General features: G+C 71.4%; 21 protein-coding genes. 19 read left to right on the forward strand and 2 right to left on the reverse strand.

Annotated features, from left to right (window positions below):
* The first annotated feature begins 14 nt into the window (after positions 1 to 14).
* The gene (locus tag BUE41_RS11565) at positions 15 to 779 is read left to right on the forward strand and encodes an SDR family NAD(P)-dependent oxidoreductase (protein ID WP_073457029.1); all 765 of its coding nucleotides are present in this window, start codon (positions 15 to 17) and stop codon (positions 777 to 779) included.
* A complete protein-coding gene (locus BUE41_RS11570) occupies positions 776 to 1,561 on the forward strand; it encodes a crotonase/enoyl-CoA hydratase family protein (RefSeq protein WP_084754777.1) in 786 nt (261 codons plus the stop codon). The genes BUE41_RS11565 and BUE41_RS11570 overlap by 4 nt, the downstream gene beginning before the upstream one ends.
* A gap of 98 nt (positions 1,562 to 1,659) precedes the next feature.
* Here the strand turns inward: BUE41_RS11570 and BUE41_RS11575 are convergent, their stop codons facing one another.
* A complete protein-coding gene (locus BUE41_RS11575) occupies positions 1,660 to 2,805 on the reverse strand; it encodes an acyl-CoA dehydrogenase family protein (protein ID WP_073457030.1) in 1,146 nt (381 codons plus the stop codon).
* Positions 2,806 to 2,866: 61 nt separating this feature from the next.
* On the opposite strand from BUE41_RS11575, the gene BUE41_RS11580 reads away from it, so the two are divergent.
* From BUE41_RS11580 to BUE41_RS11625, 10 genes are all read left to right on the forward strand, one after another.
* Positions 2,867 to 3,595 (forward strand): carboxymuconolactone decarboxylase family protein, encoded by a 729-nt coding sequence (locus BUE41_RS11580; protein ID WP_159444895.1) that lies wholly within the window; start codon positions 2,867 to 2,869, stop codon positions 3,593 to 3,595.
* Positions 3,596 to 3,785: 190 nt separating this feature from the next.
* Positions 3,786 to 4,559 carry a FadR/GntR family transcriptional regulator gene (locus tag BUE41_RS11585; protein ID WP_084754781.1) on the forward strand — a complete coding sequence of 258 codons (774 nt, stop codon included), beginning with the start codon at positions 3,786 to 3,788 and terminating at the stop codon, positions 4,557 to 4,559.
* Positions 4,560 to 4,828: 269 nt separating this feature from the next.
* Positions 4,829 to 5,698 carry a hypothetical protein gene (locus BUE41_RS11590; protein ID WP_073457032.1) on the forward strand — a complete coding sequence of 290 codons (870 nt, stop codon included), beginning with the start codon at positions 4,829 to 4,831 and terminating at the stop codon, positions 5,696 to 5,698.
* On the forward strand, positions 5,695 to 6,090 hold the full coding sequence (locus tag BUE41_RS11595) for a Zn-ribbon domain-containing OB-fold protein (RefSeq protein WP_073457033.1): 396 nt from the start codon (positions 5,695 to 5,697) through the stop codon (positions 6,088 to 6,090). The genes BUE41_RS11590 and BUE41_RS11595 overlap by 4 nt, the downstream gene beginning before the upstream one ends.
* Complete coding sequence (locus BUE41_RS11600; protein WP_073457034.1) at positions 6,087 to 7,244, forward strand: thiolase family protein; 1,158 nt, start codon at positions 6,087 to 6,089, stop codon at positions 7,242 to 7,244. The genes BUE41_RS11595 and BUE41_RS11600 overlap by 4 nt, the downstream gene beginning before the upstream one ends.
* A 17-nt stretch (positions 7,245 to 7,261) precedes the next feature.
* The gene (locus tag BUE41_RS11605; protein WP_073457035.1) at positions 7,262 to 8,404 is read left to right on the forward strand and encodes an amidohydrolase family protein; all 1,143 of its coding nucleotides are present in this window, start codon (positions 7,262 to 7,264) and stop codon (positions 8,402 to 8,404) included.
* Positions 8,397 to 8,789: a Rieske (2Fe-2S) protein gene (locus BUE41_RS11610; RefSeq protein WP_073457036.1), complete on the forward strand. Its 393-nt coding sequence runs from the start codon at positions 8,397 to 8,399 to the stop codon at positions 8,787 to 8,789. Before BUE41_RS11605 ends, BUE41_RS11610 begins: the two co-directional genes overlap by 8 nt.
* Positions 8,790 to 8,802: 13 nt before the next feature.
* Positions 8,803 to 10,341 carry a class I adenylate-forming enzyme family protein gene (locus BUE41_RS11615; protein WP_073457037.1) on the forward strand — a complete coding sequence of 513 codons (1,539 nt, stop codon included), beginning with the start codon at positions 8,803 to 8,805 and terminating at the stop codon, positions 10,339 to 10,341.
* Positions 10,341 to 11,090 carry an SDR family NAD(P)-dependent oxidoreductase gene (locus tag BUE41_RS11620; RefSeq protein WP_073457038.1) on the forward strand — a complete coding sequence of 250 codons (750 nt, stop codon included), beginning with the start codon at positions 10,341 to 10,343 and terminating at the stop codon, positions 11,088 to 11,090. The genes BUE41_RS11615 and BUE41_RS11620 overlap by 1 nt, the downstream gene beginning before the upstream one ends.
* A complete protein-coding gene (locus BUE41_RS11625; RefSeq protein ID WP_073457039.1) occupies positions 11,087 to 11,869 on the forward strand; it encodes an amidohydrolase family protein in 783 nt (260 codons plus the stop codon). The genes BUE41_RS11620 and BUE41_RS11625 overlap by 4 nt, the downstream gene beginning before the upstream one ends.
* 31 nt (positions 11,870 to 11,900) lie before the next feature.
* On the opposite strand, the gene BUE41_RS11630 is transcribed toward BUE41_RS11625, so the two are convergent.
* Positions 11,901 to 13,082 (reverse strand): MFS transporter, encoded by a 1,182-nt coding sequence (locus BUE41_RS11630; RefSeq protein ID WP_073457040.1) that lies wholly within the window; start codon positions 13,080 to 13,082, stop codon positions 11,901 to 11,903.
* A 124-nt stretch (positions 13,083 to 13,206) separates the two neighbouring features.
* On the opposite strand from BUE41_RS11630, the gene BUE41_RS11635 reads away from it, so the two are divergent.
* From BUE41_RS11635 to BUE41_RS11665, 7 genes are all read left to right on the forward strand, one after another.
* Positions 13,207 to 14,478: a cytochrome P450 gene (locus BUE41_RS11635; protein WP_073457041.1), complete on the forward strand. Its 1,272-nt coding sequence runs from the start codon at positions 13,207 to 13,209 to the stop codon at positions 14,476 to 14,478.
* Positions 14,475 to 15,254, forward strand: a complete 780-nt coding sequence (locus tag BUE41_RS11640) for an SDR family NAD(P)-dependent oxidoreductase (protein ID WP_073457042.1) — start codon at positions 14,475 to 14,477, stop codon at positions 15,252 to 15,254. The genes BUE41_RS11635 and BUE41_RS11640 overlap by 4 nt, the downstream gene beginning before the upstream one ends.
* A complete protein-coding gene (locus tag BUE41_RS11645) occupies positions 15,251 to 15,712 on the forward strand; it encodes a VOC family protein (protein ID WP_073457043.1) in 462 nt (153 codons plus the stop codon). Before BUE41_RS11640 ends, BUE41_RS11645 begins: the two co-directional genes overlap by 4 nt.
* 2 nt (positions 15,713 to 15,714) lie before the next feature.
* Entirely contained in the window at positions 15,715 to 15,903 is a 189-nt protein-coding gene (locus BUE41_RS11650; RefSeq protein ID WP_073457044.1) for a ferredoxin, read from the forward strand.
* A complete protein-coding gene (locus tag BUE41_RS11655) occupies positions 15,900 to 16,715 on the forward strand; it encodes an SDR family NAD(P)-dependent oxidoreductase (protein WP_073457045.1) in 816 nt (271 codons plus the stop codon). The genes BUE41_RS11650 and BUE41_RS11655 overlap by 4 nt, the downstream gene beginning before the upstream one ends.
* Before the next feature lie 265 nt (positions 16,716 to 16,980).
* Complete coding sequence (locus BUE41_RS11660) at positions 16,981 to 18,606, forward strand: FAD-dependent oxidoreductase (protein ID WP_073457046.1); 1,626 nt, start codon at positions 16,981 to 16,983, stop codon at positions 18,604 to 18,606.
* 129 nt (positions 18,607 to 18,735) lie between these two features.
* Positions 18,736 to 19,170, forward strand: a complete 435-nt coding sequence (locus BUE41_RS11665; RefSeq protein WP_143172096.1) for a cupin domain-containing protein — start codon at positions 18,736 to 18,738, stop codon at positions 19,168 to 19,170.
* The last annotated feature ends 30 nt before the right edge of the window (positions 19,171 to 19,200 follow it).

The raw sequence follows: 19,200 nt of genomic DNA on the forward strand, positions 1-19,200 counted from the left end.
GTTGGTACTCACACATGGACATCTCAGGGATCTCGGCCGTCGTCACCGGCGGCGCCTCCGGGCTCGGCCTGGCCACGGCCCGGCGGTTGGTCAAGGGCGGCGCGCACGTCGTCCTGCTCGACCTGGAGAGCTCGAACGGCGCCGCGATGGCCGACGAGCTGGGCAACGGAACCCGGTTCGTCGCCGGTGACGTGCGCACCGAGGAGGGCGTGACGCCCGCACTGGACGCGGCCGAGGAGCTCGGCCCGCTGCGCGCCGTCGTGCACTGCGCGGGCCGCGGTCACGCCATGCGGGTGCTGCAGAAGGACGGCAGCCCCGGCTCCCTCGACGACTACCGCGCGATCATCGAGCTCAACCTCATCGGGTCGTTCAACGTGCTGCGGCTGGCCGCGGCGCGGATGGCGCGCACCGAGGAGGTCGACGGCGAGCGCGGCGCGATCGTGCTCACCGCGTCGGTCGCCGCCTACGAGGGCCAGATCGGTCAGATCCCGTACGCGTCGTCGAAGGCGGGCGTGGTCGGGATGACCCTGGTCGCCGCCCGCGACCTCGCGTCGAAGCTCATCCGGGTGGCCACGATCGCGCCCGGCATCTTCGACACCCCGCTGCTGGGTCGGTTGCCGCAGGAGGTGCGCGACTCGCTCGGGAAGATGGTGCCGCACCCGAGCCGGCTCGGTGTGCCCGACGAGTTCGGTGCGCTCGCCGTGCACATCCTGGAGAACCCCATGATCAACGGGGAGACCATCCGCCTCGACGGCGCGATCCGCATGGCGCCGCGGTGACCGCGTCACCGCTGGCAGCCGGGGCGCTGCAGGTCGAGAGGGAGGACGGGATCGTCGTCCTCACCGTGAACCGCCCCGAGCGGCGCAACGCCATCGACCTCCCCACGGCGCGGGCCATCGCGACCGTGCTCGACGAGGTCGACGCCGATCCGCAGGCGCGTGTCATCGTCCTGACCGGAGCGGGCGGCACGTTCTCCGCCGGCATGGATCTGCGGGCCTACGCCGAGACCGGGGAGCGGCCGATCGACGAGCGCCGCGGTGGTTTCGGCATCGTCGCCCGTCCGCCGGCCACGCCGATCATCGCCGCGGTCGAGGGGCCCGCCCTGGGCGGTGGGTTCGAGATCGCGCTGGCCTGCGATCTGATCGTCGCGGGGGAGAGCGCGGTGTTCGGGCTGCCCGAGGTGCGGCGCGGGCTCGTCGCGTCCGGCGGCGGCATGCTCCGGCTGCCGCAGCGGATCCCGCGCAACCTCGCCGCCGAGGCGCTGCTCACCGGCCGGCCCCTCACCGCGGTCCGGTGCGCGGAGCTGGGCCTGGTCAACGCCGTCGTGCCGGACGGGCAGGCGCTCGCCAGAGCCCGTGAGCTCGCCGCGGAGATCGCCGCGAACGCGCCGCTGGCCGTGGTCGCGGCGAAGGCCGTCATGACGCAGTCCCAGGACTGGCCGCTCGACGAGCAGTTCGAGCGGCAGGAGACGCTGATCGCGCACGTGCGCAACTCGGAGGATGCCCGGGAGGGAGCGCGGGCGTTCGCGGAGAAGCGCCCGCCCCGCTGGACCGGGCGGTGAAGCCCCGGAGGCTCGTGCCGGGTTCGGCCTTCGCCCGGCACGAGCCTCCGGTCCTGTGTGGCTGCGGCAGGCTTTCAGTCGAGCTCTCAGTCGAGCCTTCAGTCGAGGCTGTCGCAGAGCGTCTTCGCGATGCCCAGCTTCAGCACCTCGGACGCCCCCTCGTACACCCGCATCGGCCGGGCCTGGCGGTAGTACCGCTCGATCGGCGAGCCCGCGATCAGCCCCCACCGGCCCATGACCTGCACGCACCGGTCGACGATCCGGCAGGCCGCCTCCGTGGCCGCCACCTTCGCCATGGAGGAGCGGTTCAGCGACGCGGCGGGGTCCTCCCGCGCGGCGGCCGCGGCCTGGTAGGTGAGCAGCCGGGCCATCTCGAGGTCGTTCCACGAGTCGGCGAGCAGCTGCGCGACCGGGCCGTGCTTGAGCAGCGGCCGCCCGAACTGTTCCCGGGAGCGGGCGTGTCGGGCCGCCTCCTCCAGCGCCCCCGCGGCGAGCCCGCAGGCCGCGCCCGCGACCGATACCCGGAACACCGCGAGCGTGGCGAGCACGAGCGACATCGCCTTGCCGGGTTGCCCGAGCCGGGCGCTCGTGGGCAGTACGACGTCGTCGAACACGATCTCGCCGAGCACGTGCGGGGCGATCAGTTCGGGGCTGGGGGAGGTGGACACGCCGGGCGCGTCCGCGGGGACGAGCACCAGCGAGAGCCCGGCCTCCTCCTTGACGAGGGTGACGTAGAAGTCGGCGGCTCCGGCGTTGGAGATGAACGACTTCGCGCCGGTCACGACCAGTTCGCCGTTCTTCTCGACGACGGTGGTGGCGACGTTCTTCAGGTCGGAGCCGGCCTGCTCCTCGGTGAGCGCGAGCGCGGCGAGCGACTCCAGGGAGGCGACCTTCGGCAGCCAGTGGGCCTTCTGCTCGTCGGTGCCGCCGCGGGTGATGGCGTAGCTGCCGATGCCCTGCAGGGCGAACATCGAGTCGAGGTGCGAGGAGGCGCGCATGAGCGCTTCGCGCACGATGCAGACGGCGAGCGGATCGACGTCGGGATTGCGCCCGCCGTAGCTCGCCGGAACCATCAGGGCCGCGAGTCCGCTCTCGCGCAGCGCCGTGCGCATCCCGGGGTGGATCTCGCTCATGGCATCGGCCTCGGCCGCGATCCCGGCGACCGACGCACCCAGAGCGCGCGCTTCCTCCTGCAGAGCGAGTTCGGCGGGCCCTAGATTGAGCCACTTCTCCGGCGAGTTCATGAATACTATGATACTGGTACTTACCGACACGACGCGAGTGTTCGACGAGGAGTGGTCGCGGATGGCAGGGGATCGGGTCGCAGCGCTGGTGCCGGAGTCGCCGTGGCTTGCACGGCTGGAGGCGACGACGCCGAAGTTCGTCGAGGGCCTCGCCAGGGTGTCGGACGTGATCACTTCCGACGGTGCGCTGCCGGCGAGTCTGAAGTTCCTGTTCGCCGCGGCGATCTGCGCGGTCAAGCGGGACGCTGCGCACGTCGACCACTTCATGGCGGCGGCCGCCAAGGCGGGGCTGCCGCGCGAGCACGCCGAGGGTGCGTCGGTCGGGCTGCTGATCTCGCGCGGGGTCACGCCGCACGCGCTGCTGGTCTCCGCACTGGAGGCCGCCTACGGCCCGGCGTCCGGTGACGGGGCCGCGACCGAGCAGACGTTCGACGCCTCGGTGTCCGGCGCCTACGAGTACTTCAAGGGTTACTTCGGGTTCGTGCCCGACTACGTCGAGCTGCTCGGCGAGCGGGTGCCCGCCGGCCTGGAGGGCTACTTCCTCATGCGGGAGTCCTCGCTCGGTGAGACCCCGCTGCCGGCGCGGGACATGGAGCTGCTGCTCTGCGCGGTGAACGCCGCCGAGTACCAGCCGCGGTTCGTCGCCATCCACGCCCGCGGCGCGCGTCGGGCCGGCGCGACCGAGGAGCAGCTCGTCGAGGCGACGCTCGTGGCGATGCCCTTCGCCGGTGTCGCGTCGTGGCTGCCGGCCGCGCAGGGTGTACTCGAGTCGCGCGACGTCGCTAGCTGACTGACAGCTACTGAATCGTCTCGATCAGCATCGTCCGCACCGCACCGGCGCGGCGGAGGTGGCTCCGGCGGCTGTCGCGCCGCGCCGGTACCGTGGTGGACGGCTCTGTCGGCCGTCCGTCGCAACGCTGCGTATCATGGTCACAAAAGGGTCCGGCCCGTGCCGGTGACAGACGCCAGGGGGAGCAGACATGTCCGTCGCCCGCAGGGACGTGACACCGAGGTCCGTGCCCACCGGGATGCCGCCGAAGCGCGCCACCGTGATCGCGCAGCGCATCGTCCGGGAGATCAAGGAGCGCAACCTGGCGCCGGGTAGCCACCTGCCCCCCGAGCGGGACATGCTGGAGACCTACAACGTCGGGCGCAACACGCTGCGCGAGGCGCTGCGCATCCTCGAGCTGCAGGGCGTGCTGACCATCCGCCCCGGTCCCGGCGGCGGCCCCGTCATCACCCAGCCGGACTCCCGTCACCTGGCGAGCACGCTGGCGCTCTTGATGCAGTTCGCCGACACCCCGTTCCGGGTCGTCATCGAGACCCGGCAGCTGCTGGAGCCGATCACCGCCCGGCTGTGCGCCGAGCGCGGCGACCAGAAGCTCCTGGCCGAGCTGCGCGCATCGGTCGACCGCATGGGGGAGAACCTCGACGACCGCGAGGCCTTCCTCGACGAGAACCGCCGCTTCCACGACCTCGTCGCCTGGGGCTCGGAGAACCAGCTCTTCGGCTACTGCATCAACTCCCTGCACTGGATCACCGACGGCACCGTCCTCGGCGTGGACTACCCGAAGCGGTTCCGCAAGCTCGTCTGGCAGGCGCACGACGAGGTCTGCATCGGCATCGAGTCCGGTGAAGGCGACAAGGCCGAGGCGGCCATGCGCAGGCACATGGACGACACCCTGCGCTACTTCGAGCGCCACTACCAGCGCCAGATGGAAGAGGTGCTGAGCTGGGAGATGTACGGCCAGTGAGGCGCCTGCCGCGCTGAGTCCGCCGTCGGCGATCGGGCGTGCGCGTCGCGCACGCCCGGTTCGTGCTGCGCGCCTGCTCGCTGGACGCGTGCGTTCTCGGCCCCTTCGTGCCGCTTCTTGCCGCCGTGGTCTGGTCAAGGCCTCGGTGTGACCTGCATCATCGTCTCCGTACGCGGCGTGGGTGATCTAGCGACGCCCAGCCGTCTAGGCAGCTGCAGATGATAATGGTATACATGGATTACGGCACGACGACGACGTCAGGACGTGGCATGAACGGAAAGACGCTGCTGGAGCGGGAGCAGGACCACCCGCAGGACGTGGTGGCCGAGCGCAACGGTCGCAGGATCGTCACGATGGACTCCGCCCGGTACGTGGACGCCCGCAACACCGGGACCGACGTGGTGGTACCCGCCTCCTACATCGGGGTGCTGCCTGCGCGCATGATCGCCATCCATCGCCCCCGCGGGGTGATCGGGCACGACGCGTGCGTCGGCAAGGACGGCGCGGGCATCGCGGGCCTGTGGTACCTGGAGGCGCTGGGCATCCCGGCGGCGACGGCCGACGGCATGACGGCCGACATGGGCAACGGCGCCGACCTCTACGAGAACGGCATCGTCAAGCACGTCAACTACGTCGCCGAGACCTGCGGGGTGCGGTCCGGCATGACCGTGCGAGAGGCCGCTGACCTGCTGCTCGACAACGACCCCACCGACACCGAGGTCGGCAACAAGGTCCGCCGCGAGATCAAGGAGACCCACGAGAGCGGGCGCCGCGTCGTCGTCACCGACTCCATCGTGTGGGCCTACCCGGAGGACGAGAACACGTCCGTGCTGGTCACGGCCGGGCACACCGGCCGGAGCGGCGCGAAGTTCCTGCTCGAGGCCAAGCCGTGGGGCTTCATCTGCCACGACGGCGGGATGAGCAAGAACCGCTCCGGCATCGCCGGGCTGAAGACCGCCGACGAGGCGGGTCTGCCGGGCGCCTGCATCGACGGCAACACCGCGCCCATCGGCGATGCGTTCGCCGGCTACGAGTACGGCCTGATCAGCGCCCACAACGAGGCGGCCGCGCGCCGCGGCGTCCGGGTCGGCATGACGGTCAAGGAAGCGGCGCACCTGCTGCTCGTGGGGGAGGCGTGACCCTCTCCGCGGAGGCGGAGGCGCTGACCGGCGAGTTCTGGGCGGCGGCCGCGCGCCACGAGCTGGTCCGGCCGGTGTGCCGGGACTGCGGGCGCAACTTCTTCACCCCGCAGATCGCCTGCCCGCAGTGCCTGTCCGAGAACTGGTCCTACGAGCGCAGCTCGGGCCGGGGCCGGGTGTACAGCGCCACCGTCGTGCACAAGGCGGCCACGCCGGACGTGCCGGTGCCGTTCCGGCTCGGCATCGTGGATCTCGACGAGGGCTGGAGCATGCTGACGACCTTCGTCGACGGGCCCGGCGGGCGCCTGCCCGCGATCGGTGCGCCCGTCGAGGTGACCTGGGTGGAGCAGGACGGGCGCACCGTCCCGGCGTTCCGGGAGATCGTGCCGTGAAGCTGCAGGACGTCGCGATCGTCGGGGTCGGGGTGACGCCGCAGGTCAAGCGTTCGGAGAAGAACTCGCTGCAGGTCGCGCTGGACGCGGCGAAGCTCGCGCTGGCCGACGCCGGTCTGTCCCACACCGATCTCGACGGGATCGCCGCGCGCTGGCCCGGCCCGGGCGGTACTGAGCTCGCCCCGGGCTCGGCGGACTGGTCGACGATGCTCGGCGTCCCGCTGTCCTGGATCGGCGACTCCTACCCGCAGGGCATCCCCGCGCTGGTGGACGCGGCCGGCGCGATCCTCACCGGCCAGGCCACCACGATCCTGATCACCGGCGGACAGGCGGGGGTGCTCGGCGGCGGGAAGGTGGCCTCCTACACCCGGCCGGGCAACGAGTTCGTCGCGCCGTTCGGGGCGTTCACCGCCGCGCACTTCGCGCTGGTGGCCCAGCGCCACCTCGCCCGCTTCCCATACGCGCGGCAGGGGATGGCCGAGATCGCCGCGACCATCCGCAACGTCGGCTCCACCAACCCGGACGCGGTGATGTACGGCCGCGGCCCGTACACCGCCGAGGACGTCCTCGCCGCACCGCCGGTCGTCGATCCCTTCACGCTGCTCGACCTGTGCCTGGCCTCCGAGGGCGGCGCCGCCGTCGTCGTCACGACGCTGGAGCGGGCCCGTGACCTGCGGCACCCGCCCGTCGTGCTGCTCGGCGCCGGCATGGAGTGGCTGCGCCAGCAGTACGTCGACCCGGCCCGCTACGAGGAGGTCTGGTCGATCGGCGCCAAGGCGGCGCGCAAGGCGTTCGGGCAGGCCGGGCTCGGCCCGTCCGACGTCGACGTCGCGCAGCTCTACGACGTCAACTCGTTGGAGGTGGCGCGGCAGTTCGAGGCGCTCGGGTTCTGCGGCGAGGGCGAGGGCACCGACTTCGCCCTGGCCACCGGCATCGGGCCCGACGGGAAGCTGCCTACCTGCACCGACGGCGGGCTGCTGTCGTTCAGCCACATCGGCTGGGGCGCGCCCACGCTCAAGCTCGTCGAGGCCGTGCACCAGGTGCGCGGCACGGCGGGTGCGCGTCAGATACCCGGCGCGGAGGTCGCGCTCGCGGCGGGCGCGGGCTCCGCCGCCCAGTACTACAACCTCGCGCTGCTCGGCAGGGCGCGGTAACGAGAGGAGAAGGATCAATGACGACCGTCGAGGCGCCGCGAAGCGCGGAGCTGTCCGATCCGAAGAAGACGGGGATCATCGACTCCGACGTCCACCCCAACTTCGTCAACGGGATCCGCGACCTCATCCCGTACATGACCGAGACCTGGCGGGCCCGACTCGGGGTGAGCAGCGACGACTGGGCGAAGGGGATGGCGGCCGCGCAGTTCACGCTGCCGCTGGACTACCTCTACATCAACTCGGCGGGCGCCTACCGCGAGGACGCGGCCCGGCCGGGCATGCCGCCCGCGACCGATCCCGACTTCACCGCCCGCCACCTGCTCGACACGCACAACATCTACCGCGCGGTGCTGATCGCCGGGCAGTGCCTGGGCATCGGCTCGATGCCCGACGGCATGGTCGCCGCGACGATCGCGCAGGCCTACAACGAGTGGATGTGCGAGCGCTGGCTGCAGAACGACAAGCGCTGGCGCGGCGCCATCTGCATCGCCCCGCAGGATCCGGAGGCGGCGGTCGCCGAGATCGACCGGATGGCCAAGCGGGACGGCATCGTCGCGGTGTTCATGCCGCTCGGCGAGATCCTGATGGGGGAGAAGCACTACTGGCCGATCTACGAGGCCTGTGCACGGCACGAGCTGCCGCTGATGGTGCACCCCTCGGGCACGGAGAACGTGTTCGCCAAGGCGCCGAAGATGGCCGGGACGCCGACCTTCTACCTGGAGTGGCACACCGCCCTCGGGCAGATCCACCAGTCGAACACGCTGTCGATGATCTGCCACGGCGTGTTCGAGAAGTTCCCGAAGCTGAAGTACATCATCGTCGAGGGCGGCTTCATGTGGGCCCTCGAGGTGATGTGGAAGCTCGACCGCGACTGGAAGGGTCTGCGCAACGAGGTTCCGTGGCTGGTGAAGCCGCCGTCCGAGTACCTGCTGAACCACATCCGGTTCACGACGCAGCCGTTCATCGAGCCGCACGACCCGAAGCACCTGGCGCCGCTGATGGAGATGCTGCACGCCGACCAGGTGCTGATGTTCTCGTCCGACTACCCGCACTGGGACTTCGACAACCCGGACCGCTCGCTCGCGCCCCTCTCGAAGGAGCTGCGGCACAAGATCATGGTCGAGACCCCGCGCGCCGTCTACGGAGACCGCATTGACTGACACCATCCCCGAGCCCGTGACCACGCCGCGGGGCACCCGCCACGTCATCGACAAGCTGGAGAACTTCCCCTACGGCGACCGCCGCGTCGTCACCATCGACGGCCGCTCGATCGGCGTGCTCAACGTCGGCGGGAAGTTCTACGCCCTGCGCAACAACTGCCCCCACGCCGGCGCTCCGCTCTGCGAGGGGGTCGTGAAGGGCACGATGGACGACACACCGGTGCACGAGTACCGCTACATCCGGCACAACGAGTTCATCACCTGTCCCTGGCACGGCTTCGAGTTCGAGCTGGAGACCGGCCGCTCGATCGTCGACCCGCAGAAGATGCGGGTGCGGACGTACGAGGTGGCCGTCGAGGACGGCGACGTCGTCCTGTACGTGTAGGTAGGGGAGCGACATGGACATCGGGGTGGCCGTCGCGGCGCACGCCCGCAAGAACCCGTCGTCGACCGCGGCGTTCGACGGCGACCGGCAGCTCAGCTACGCCGAGCTCGACGAGCGCACCAACCGGCTCGCGAACACCCTCCACGGCCGCTACGGCGTCGCGAAGGGTGACCGGGTGGCGGTGCTGCTGCGCAACCGGCTGGAGGTCGCGGAGGCGATCGTCGCCGTCACCAAGGCCGGCGGTGTGTACTGCGGCCTGAACTTCCGCATGAGCCTCGACGAGTACCGCTCGATCTTCACCAACGCCGAGCCGAAGGTGCTGATCACCGAGGCGGGCTTCGCCGAGTACGCGCAGACGCTCGCAGCGGAGTTCGGGGTGGCCGTGCTCGACGTCGACGACCCGTCGCCGTCGGGCTACGGCTGCCTGGCCGATGCCTCGCCCGCCGCGCCGGCCACCCTGCACGCCCGGGCCGCCGACGACGAGTTCTGCATCGTCTACACGAGCGGGACCACGGGCATGCCCAAGGGCATCCTGTTCGACTCCCGGGCCGTGGCGACCCACGCGATGGTCGCCGGCATCGAGTACAAGATGTCAGCGAGCTCGCGCTGGCTCACCACGATCCCGCACAACTCGTCGGTGCAGATCACGCTCGCGCCGTCGTTCTTCCTGGGCGGCGCGGTCGGGTTCCTGGACGCGCGCGGCTTCGATCCCGAGGTCTTCGCGGCCGAGGCGACCAAGCGCGCGGCCACGCACACCTACCTGGTGCCGACGATGCTGTACCGGGTGCTGGAGGCGGGGCTCGACTCGACGTCGGTGCCCACGCTGACCTCGATCGGGTACGGAGCGGCGCCGATCGCGCCGGACCGCGTCACGGAGCTGGTCGACCGGTTCGGACCGGTGTTCTCCCAGCTCTACGGCATGGCCGAGATCGCGTCGATCGGGACGATGCTCACCCAGGACGACCACCGCAGGATCGCGGCCGGGCGCACCGAGCTGACGTCGTCGGCCGGGCGGGCGTCGTTCCTGGCCGACGTGCGCGTCGTGGACCAGCAGGGCAACGACTGCCCGCCCGGTGAGCGCGGCGAGGTGGTGTTCCACACGCCGTACACGATGCGCGGCTACCACCGCAACCCGGAGAAGACCGCGGAGACGCTGGTCGACGGGTGGGTGCGGTCCGGTGACGTCGGCACCTTCGACGAGGAGGGCTACCTCTACATCGTCGACCGGATCAAGGACCTGATCATCCGCGGCGGTTACAACATCACCCCGTCGGAGATCGAGAAGGTGCTCTACACGCACCCGGCCGTCATCGAGGCGGCGGTCGTGGGCGTGCCGGACAAGGAGTGGGGCGAGGCCGTGCTGGCCGCCGTCGCCGTCCGGCAGGGCGAGCAGGTCGACGAGGCGGCCCTGCAGGCGCACTGCCGCGCGGCCGGTCTGCCCACGATCAAGATCCCCGAGCGGGTGCTGGTGCTGGACTCGCTGCCGAAGAACGCGGTCGGCAAGATCGCGAAGCGGTCGATCGTCGAGATCGCCACGGCTGGGAGCCGGTGATGGACCTGCAACTGGACGGGAAGGTCGCGATCGTCACCGGGGCGAGCCGCGGACTGGGCAAGGCCGCCGTCGAGGCGCTGGTCGCGGAGGGCACCTCGGTGCTCGCTGCGGCGCGCTCGACCGAGGCGCTGGAGAAGCTGCAGGCCACCGCGCCCGAGAAGATCGGGATCGCGACGGTCGACATGCGCGACGCCGACGCGGTCGCCGCGCTCGCCGACGCTGCGGTGGAGCGGTTCGGCCGGCTCGACATCGTCGTGAACAACGCCGGGATCGCGCCCGCCGGGAAGTTCGCCGAGCAGCCGCAGGAGCAGTGGGACGAGGTCTTCGCCGTCAACGTGCGGGCGCCCGCGGTGCTGGCCAGGGCGGCGGGTCGGCACTTCCTCGCCCAGCGCTCCGGCAAGATCATCAACATTGCGAGCACCTCCGGGATCAACGGCAAGCCGATCCTGGTGTCGTACTCGGCGTCGAAGGGTGCCGTGCTGCAGTTCACCAAGGCGCTCGGGGCCGAGTGGGCGCCGTTCGGCATCCAGGTCAACGCGATCGCGCCGGGCGCGTTCGAGACCGACGCGCAGTCGGCCGTGCTGGAGTCGCCCGAGGTGCTGAAGCGGCGCCTGCGCAAGATCCCGGCGGGCCGCATGGGCGATCCGGGCGAGTTCGGCCCGCTCGTGTGCTACCTGGCTTCGCCGCTGGCGGACTTCGTGAACGGGTCGGTGTTCGTCATCGACGGCGGCGAGGTGACGAAGCTGTGATCATCGACGGGCACACGCACGTCTACCCCGATGCGGTCGCGAAGAAGGCGATCGCGGCCTCACCCGCCGACCTGAAGCGGTTCGGCGACGGCACGGTGGGCAGCCTGACCGAGGTCATGAGGCGCTCCGGGGTGGATCGCTCGGTGAGCCTCGGCATCGCCAACACGCCCGACCGCGTCGAGAACGCCAACCGGTTCGCCGGGAGCCTGGACCGGGAGCTGTTCGTCCCGTTCGGGTCGGTGCACCCCGGTCTGACCCCGGAGGAGAACGTCGAGAGCCTGCGCCGCCACGGGCTGCGCGGGGCGAAGGTCCACCCGATGTTCCAGGACCTGCGCATCGACGACCGGCGGCTCTACGAGACGTTCGACGCGATGTCCGGTGAGTTCGCCGTGATCATGCACGTCGGCGGGGCCGGTACCGACCCGGGCGACCGGTGCAGCCCGGCGATGCTCGCCGAGATCGTCAAGCAGTTCCCGCGGTTGGACCTGATCGCCTGCCACTTCGGCGGCTACAAGCGGTTCGAGGAGGCGGCCGAGATCGTCATCGGCCTGCCCGTGCACCTCGACACGTCGTGGCCGCCGAGCCTGGCGACGCTCGATCCGAAGCGGGTCCGGCAGATCATCGAGAAGCACGGGCCGGACCGGATCTGCTTCGCCTCCGACTGGCCGATGGCCGACCCGGCCGCCGAGATCGCCGCGATCCGCGACCTCGGCCTGTCCGACGAGGACACGGACGCGATCCTCGGCGGGAACCTGGCGAGGTTGCTCGGGATCTCGTGAACCCGTGCGCCGAGAACGACGTCTGCCGTGATCAACTGGCCTCGTTGATCACGGCAGCGTCGTTCTCGGCGCGGTGCCCGACCGGCCGGCACCACCAGAACGTGGCGGCGGCCGCGGCCACCAGCACCGTGCTCGCCGCCCATCCGACCGCGTAGCTGCCGGACGCGTCGACGAGCATCCCGAACAGCGGCGCGGAGATGAGCGCGCCGCTGTAGAAGCCGACCATCGTCATCGCCGCAGCGCGGGCGAGGGTGTCCGGCGCGGCGGCCGCGACGGCGGCGTGCATCAGCGAGATCGCGCCCAGCTGGGCACCGGTCGCGACGACGATCCCGATCGCACCGGCCACCACCTGCGTGGAGAGCAGCGCGATCAGCGCCTCCGCGGCGGTGAGCACGCCGACGAGGACGACGGCGATCGGCAGTCTGCGGTGGGCGCCGAGCCGGTCGGCGATGCGCGCCGCTGCGATCATCGGGGCGAGCGCGAGGAACGACGCCAGGCCCGTCACCGCGCCGGCGAGGGCGAGCGAGGCGCCGGTGGCCTCGTGCAGGTAGGGCACCGCCCAGGAGTAGATCGGCTGGGAGCCGGCGATGAGCAGGGTCGCGCCGAGCGTGTAGCGCCAGAACCGGCGGGGGAGCGGGATGCGCGGGCCCGAGTTCCGTGACCGCCGAGCGTCCGGCAGCACGCAGACCGCGGCGATCCCGAGCAGCGCGGCTGCGACCGCGCCGGTGACGAACACCGGCTGCCAGCCCACTGCAGCGCCGACCGGCGGGGCGACGAGCGAGAGCACCGTCACGATCCCCGGCACGCCCGCGGTCTTCACCGCGAGTCCGACGCCGTGGTGCTGCGGCGGCAGTGCGGCGACGACCGCGACGTTGGTGGCCACCTGCACCAGCCCGTACCCGATACCGGCGAGCACGACGCAGGTCACCAGCGCGGGGTAGCCCGGCAGCAGCACCGGGAGCAGCAGCGCGCCCGCGAGCAGCACTCCGTCCAGGCCGACCGACCACCGGGCGCCGATGATCTCCGTGACCCGCCCGGCGAGGATGCAGCCCAAGCCGGTGGCTCCGAACATGACGCCCACCAGCACGCCGATCGCGGTGCGCGAGAGACCGAGGTCGTCCTGCAGCACCGGGGCGAGGAAGCTGACCAGGAACGCGGGGGCAGTGCCGAATCCGATCGCGACGAAGCTGACCGCGACAACTGCCCGTCCCATCCCAGCCTCCTCGCTATCCATGGTCATCGTATGCAGCAAATCGAGCCTTGAACAGGCATCGGTATTACTGTTAACTATGAGCCTGAATTAGGACGTGGTTCACCGTCGAGCCGGGAGAGACCCCATGCGGGAGTGGCAGCCACCTGCGCACATCGCGACCATGACGATGATCTCGGACTACCACGAGATCGATGAGATCCTGCGCTCCAAGGATTTCCGCCAGGGATCGCACACCGAGAGCAAGCCGCTGTTCGCCGACTCACTGCTGCTGCTCGACGGGCCCGAGCACCGTGAGCGGCGGCGGATGGAGAACCCGCTGTTCGACCGGAACTCGCTGCTGTACTACGACCACAAGGCGCTGAATCCGGTGGTCGAGAAGATGATCGCGGACTGCCTCGCCGAGGCGGGTCCCGACGGTCGGGTCAAGGTCGACCTGATGGTGCTGGTGCGCGCCATGCTGCACCGCATCGCCGCGGCCACCACCGGCATCGACGGCGTCGACACCCCGGAGCGCACCGAGCGGTTCCGCTTCTTCCTCGAGGAGCTGGGCGCGGCGGCGACGGTCGAGTGGTCCAAGGAGGACCACGCCGAGGTGCTGCGTCGCGGCCTGGCGCTGCGCGAGGAGTTCGTGGAGGAGTTCTTCGGCGCCTCGCTGGAGCGGCGCCGCAAGCTGGTCGAGGACTACCGGGCCGGCCGGATCTCCCGCGAGGACCTGCCCATCGACCTGCTGACCCTGCTCTTCCTGCACTGGAACGACGAGTGGGACGACGAGCTGCCGCTGCGCGAGGCGACGCTGTTCCTCGTCGCGGCCACGCAGACCACCACGCACACGTTGCCGCACGTGATCCTGCACCTCGACGAGTGGTGGCGGGAGCACCCGGAGGACCGCGGCAAGCAGTTCGACTCCGACTTCCTGCGGCTGGCGATCAACGAGTCGCTGCGGCTGCACCAGCCCGCGCCGACCCTGCTGCGCTACGCCACCAAGGACGTGACGTTGCGCTCCGGCCGGAAGATCGCCGAGGGGGAGCGGGTGGCGCTGTGCTTCGTGCCCGCCAACCGCCAGCGCGACGTCTTCGGCGAGGACGCGGACCAGTTCAACCCCTACCGCCCGCCGGCGGCGAACGGCGCCCGGCCGTGGGGCCTCACGTTCGGCGGCGGCGCCCACGTCTGCGTCGGTCGTCCGCTGGTCACCGGGCTGGCCAAGCGGGACGGTGCCCAGCCCACCGAGGGCACGATGCTGCGCATCCTGCGGGCGCTCTACGCCGCCAACGTCGAGCTCGACCCGAACGACCCGCCGGTGCCGGTGGCCTCGTCCCACCACGACACCTACGAGCGGATGCCGGTGTTCCTCTCGGCCACCAAGCCCGCCGAGCAGCCCGCACCGGTGCCGGCGTGAGCGGCGGGCGGCTGGCCGGCAAGCGCACGCTCATCACCGGGGCCGGATCCGGGCTGGGCCGCGGCGCCGCGCTGCGGTTCGCCGCCGAGGGCGCCGCGGTGGCGTGCGCTGACCGCGACGGGGCCGCCGCCGCGGAGACCGCCCGGATGATCGAGGACAAGGGCGGGCGGGCGATCGCCTGCGCCGCCGACGTCACGTCGGACGCGGACACCGAGCAGATGGTGGCCGAGACCGTCGCGGCGTTCGGTGGCCTGGACGCGCTGTACGCCAACGCGGGCGTCGCGGGTCCGGGCAGCGCCCCCGACCTCGATCTCGAGGACTGGAACCGGGTGATCGCGGTCAACCTGACCGGGGTGTTCCTGTCCGCGCGCCACGCGCTGCGCCGGATGCTCGCACAGGGCAGCGGCGGGTCGATCGTCACCCAGGCGAGCGTCGGCGGGCTCATCGGGATCCCCGGCCTGGCCTCCTACGCCGCGTCGAAGGCCGGCGTGGTCGGGCTGACCCGCCAGCTCGCGGTCGAGTACGCGCCGATGGGGATCCGCGTGAACGCGATCTGCCCCGGTACCGTGCCCACCCCGCTGGTGGTGGGCACCTACACCGAGCAGCGCGGCGCGCTGGCCGACGACTGGCAGGAGGTCCGGGCCCAGGACTACCCGCTGCGGCGGCTGGGCACCCCGGACGACGTCGCCCACGCCGCCGTGTTCCTCGTCAGCGACGAGTCGTCGTGGATCACCGGCCAGATCTGGGCCGTCGACGGAGGGATGACCGCGGCATGAGCGAGTTCCGGTACATGCACCACGTCGGCATCCAGGTGGCCGACCTCGACCGCTCCCTGGCCTTCTACCAGGGGCTGCTCGGCTTCGAGCTGGTCACCCGGCAAGTGCGCAACGAGCCCTACGTCGGCGAGGTGACCGGTTATCCCGGCGCCGAGCTGCACTTCGCGCACCTGCGGCCGCCGGGCGGCCGGGTGCGGCTGGAGCTGACCGAGTACCGCGGGGTCGAGCGCACCCCGGTCGACACCGGCACCGCGAACCCGGGCACCGCGCACACCTGCTACGTCGTCGACGACGTCGAGGCGGTGCACGCCCGGCTGCTCGCCGCCGGCGTGCGCCCGGTGTCGCGGACCGTCGTCAGCCCGACGGTCGGGGTCGCCGCGGGCGGGAAGGTCGTCTACGTGCAGGACCCCGACGGGGTCCGTGTCGAGCTGCTGCAACTGGCGGCGGAGGAGGAATGACCATGCGGGTGGAAGTGGACCTGCAGGCGTGCGCGGGCCACGGGCAGTGCGCTGCGACGGCGCCCGGCGTCTTCGCGCTGGACGACGACGGGTTCGTGCTGCCCGTGGGGGAGATCAGCGAGGACGCGCGGGACGAGGCGCTGCAGGGCGCCGCCGCGTGCCCCGAGCACGCGATCGAGGTGGTGGAGTGACCCCGACCGTGACCCCCGGTCGCATCGACCTCGCGGGGAAGGTGGCCGTCGTGACCGGCGCGGGGCAGGGCCTCGGCGCGTCGACGGCGCAGCTGTTCGCCGAGCTGGGCGCCCGCGTCGCGGTGCTCGACGTGGACGGCGACGCTGCCCGCGCGGTCGCCGAGAAGGTGGACGGGCTGGCCCTGGTCGCCGACGTGACCTCACCGGCCGATGTGCAGGCGGCCGCCGAGTCGGTCCACGAGGCGTACGGGCACTGCGACGCGCTGGTCAACAACGCCGGCGTCGTGATGTTCGAGCGGCTCGAGGACGTCTCGCCGCAGGCGTGGGACCACATGGTCGCGGTGAACCTGCGCGGGCCGTTCCTGTGCACCCAGGCGTTCGGCGCGATGATGCGCGAGCAGCGGTCCGGCAGCATCGTCAACATCGGCTCGGTGGCCGGATCGACCCCGCAGGCGTTCAGCGGCCCGTACTCGCCGACGAAGGCCGGCGTGGAGATCCTGGCCCGCCAGATCGCCGTCGAGTGGGGCCGCTACGGCATCCGCGCGAACACGGTCAGCCCGGGCATCATGGAGACCCCGATGGCGCTGGGGTTCCTCGCCGATCCCGACGTGCGTGCCGCCCGCGAACGCTTCGTCGCCCAGCGCCGGATCGGCCGGCCGGAGGAGATCGCGAGCGTGATCGCGTTCCTGGCCAGCGACGCCGCGAGCTACGTCACCGGCCAGAACATCGTGGTCGACGGCGGTCTGCTCCAGATGGTGGTGCGCCTGCTCCCGCGGCCCGGGACGATCCAGGACGAGGAGGACAAGGCCTAACACGGGAATAGTCGTCAGGAGCCTTGACACCATCGGCCCGGCCAACCAGTCTGGGGTCACGGTTTCATGGGTGCCCGACCGGCGGAAGGCGTCGGGCGACGGTTCCGCGGGCGAACGCGGGCCGGTGGTCGTCGGTCGTCAGCGGCATCAGCAGTTTCTGAGCAGTTCTGAGCAGTCCTGAGGCACCGGATCGGGTGGCGGGACGCGAGAGACATCAGCGGCCGGTGGCGGCCGCCCGGCGCCGCGGGCCGAGGAAGGACTGGACGTGCGGATCTGGAGCGGGGAGCTGGGCGGCGACTACGACGTGGTCGTGGTCGGTTCCGGGGCGATCGGCCTGACGGCCGCGCTGACGGCGGCGGATGCCGGTGCTCGCGTCGTGGTGCTCGAGAAGGCCCGCTACCTGGGCGGCACCTCGGCGGTCTCGGGCGGCATGCTGTGGGTGCCGGGCAACCGCGCGATGACCGAGATGGGTCTGTCCGACAGCCGCGAGGACGCGCTGCGCTACCTGCGTGCCGTCACCGCCGGTCGGACTGCCGACGACGTCCTCGAAGCGCTCGTCGACCGCGGCCCCGAGATGCTGGAGTTCCTGGAGCGCCGCGCCGGGCTGCGCATGGTGCCGATGGAGAACTTCCCCGACTACCACCCCGAATGGGACGGCGCGCATCCCGGCGGCCGCTCGCTCGACCCCGAGCTCTACGACATCTCGCAGCTGGGCGACCTGGCCGAGAGCCTGCGCCCCGACCTGCGGCTCCCGTTCACCATGCGGGAGTACGAGGAGTGGCGGATCTTCACCCGGTTCCCCACCGACGAGCTGCAGGAGCGCGCCGAGAAGGGCCTCGTCGCCCGCGGCCGCGCACTGGTGGCGCCGCTGATCAAGGCCTGCGCCGAGGCCGGCGTCGTGCTGGTCACCGAGTGCGGTGCCGACCGCCTGGTCGAGGAGGACGGCAGGGTGGTCGGTGTCCGGGCCGGCGGCTCGCGCATCACCGCGCGAGCCGTCGTGCTCACCTGCGGCGGTTTCGAGTGGTCCCCGGAGATGGTCGACAACTTCCTCTCCGGGCCCGTGCAGGGCAGCTGCAGCCCGCCGCACAACACCGGTGACGGCATCCGCATGGCGGCCAAGATCGGCGCGCAGCTGGGCTCCATGCGCGAGGCCTGGTGGGGGCCGATGGTGCTCGTGCCCGGCGACGAGACCGACGGCGCGCAGACCGCCACCCTGCTGCGCTTCGAGCGCACCGGGCCGCGCACCGTGATCGTCAACCGGCACGGGCAGCGGTTCGTCAACGAGGCGCACAACTACAACGACATGACCAAGGCGTTCCACCTGTTCGATCCGGGCGCCTACGACTTCGCCAACCTGCCCGCCTACCTGATCTTCGACCAGAAGCACCTCGAGGACTACGGCTTCCTGTCCCACCGGGCCGGGCAGCCCACGCCGTCGTGGCTCACCACCGCGCCGACGCTCGCCGAGCTGGCCGCGGAGCTCGAGATCGACCCGGCGGGCCTGGAGGCGACGATCGAGCGCTTCAACGCCGGCGCGCGCGAGGGCGTCGATCCCGACTTCAACCGCGGCGCGAGCGCCTACGACCAGTACTGGGGCGACCAGTACGCGCCGCACCCCGCGCTGGGGCCGGTCGAGAACCCGCCGTTCTACGCGATCGAGGTCGTCTCCGGAGTGATCGGCACCAAGGGCGGCATCGTCACCGACGGCGACGGGCGCGCCCTCGACGTCTTCGGCGAGCCGATCCCCGGCCTCTACGCGGCCGGCAACACCACCGCGCACCCGATGGGCCCCGGCTACCCGGGCGCGGGCGCCACGCTCGGCCCCGGCGCGACCATGGCCTACGCGGCCGCCCGCGCCGCCGTCGCGGCGCTCGGGCTGCGCACCGTCTGACGGAACCCGCTCCCCGACGACCGTCCGGGCGCCGTGTCGCAAGCGCCGTGCGCCCGGACGGCGCTTGCGACACAGCTCCCCACCACACCATCACCACCTCCCACCGCGCATCGACAGGAAGGAACACCAGTGCGTTCTCAGGCCAAGCTGTTCATGAACGGCGTCTGCGGCCGTTCCCGGATCGACGACAACGAGTGGGAGTACTTCGTCGACCCGCAGGAGAACCCCAAGTTCTTCGAGCACATGAGCGAGCCGGTGAAGGTCCAGTTCCTGGGCAAGAGCTGGGCCGAGGGACCGTGGATCGTGCCCAACAAGTTCGGGCCCAACGTGCGGGCCGACCGGCACGCGCACAACTACACGACGATCTACTACATCACCAAGGGCTCGATGACGTTCAACGACGGCTCGGGCTGGTACTACCCGGGTGACCTGCGCTGGATCGAGCCGTACAACGAGTACGGGCCCGAGGAGGCCGGTCCGGACGGCGTGGAGTTCCTGCTGATCTCCTACGGCCCGATCGACGTGCAGTGGGCCGACGGCGACACCTACACCGTCAAAGAGTGAGCGCGCAGGCGTTCCCCGAAGGGCTTGAAG

This window comes from Pseudonocardia thermophila (genome assembly GCF_900142365.1).
GTDB lineage: Bacteria > Actinomycetota > Actinomycetes > Mycobacteriales > Pseudonocardiaceae > Pseudonocardia > Pseudonocardia thermophila.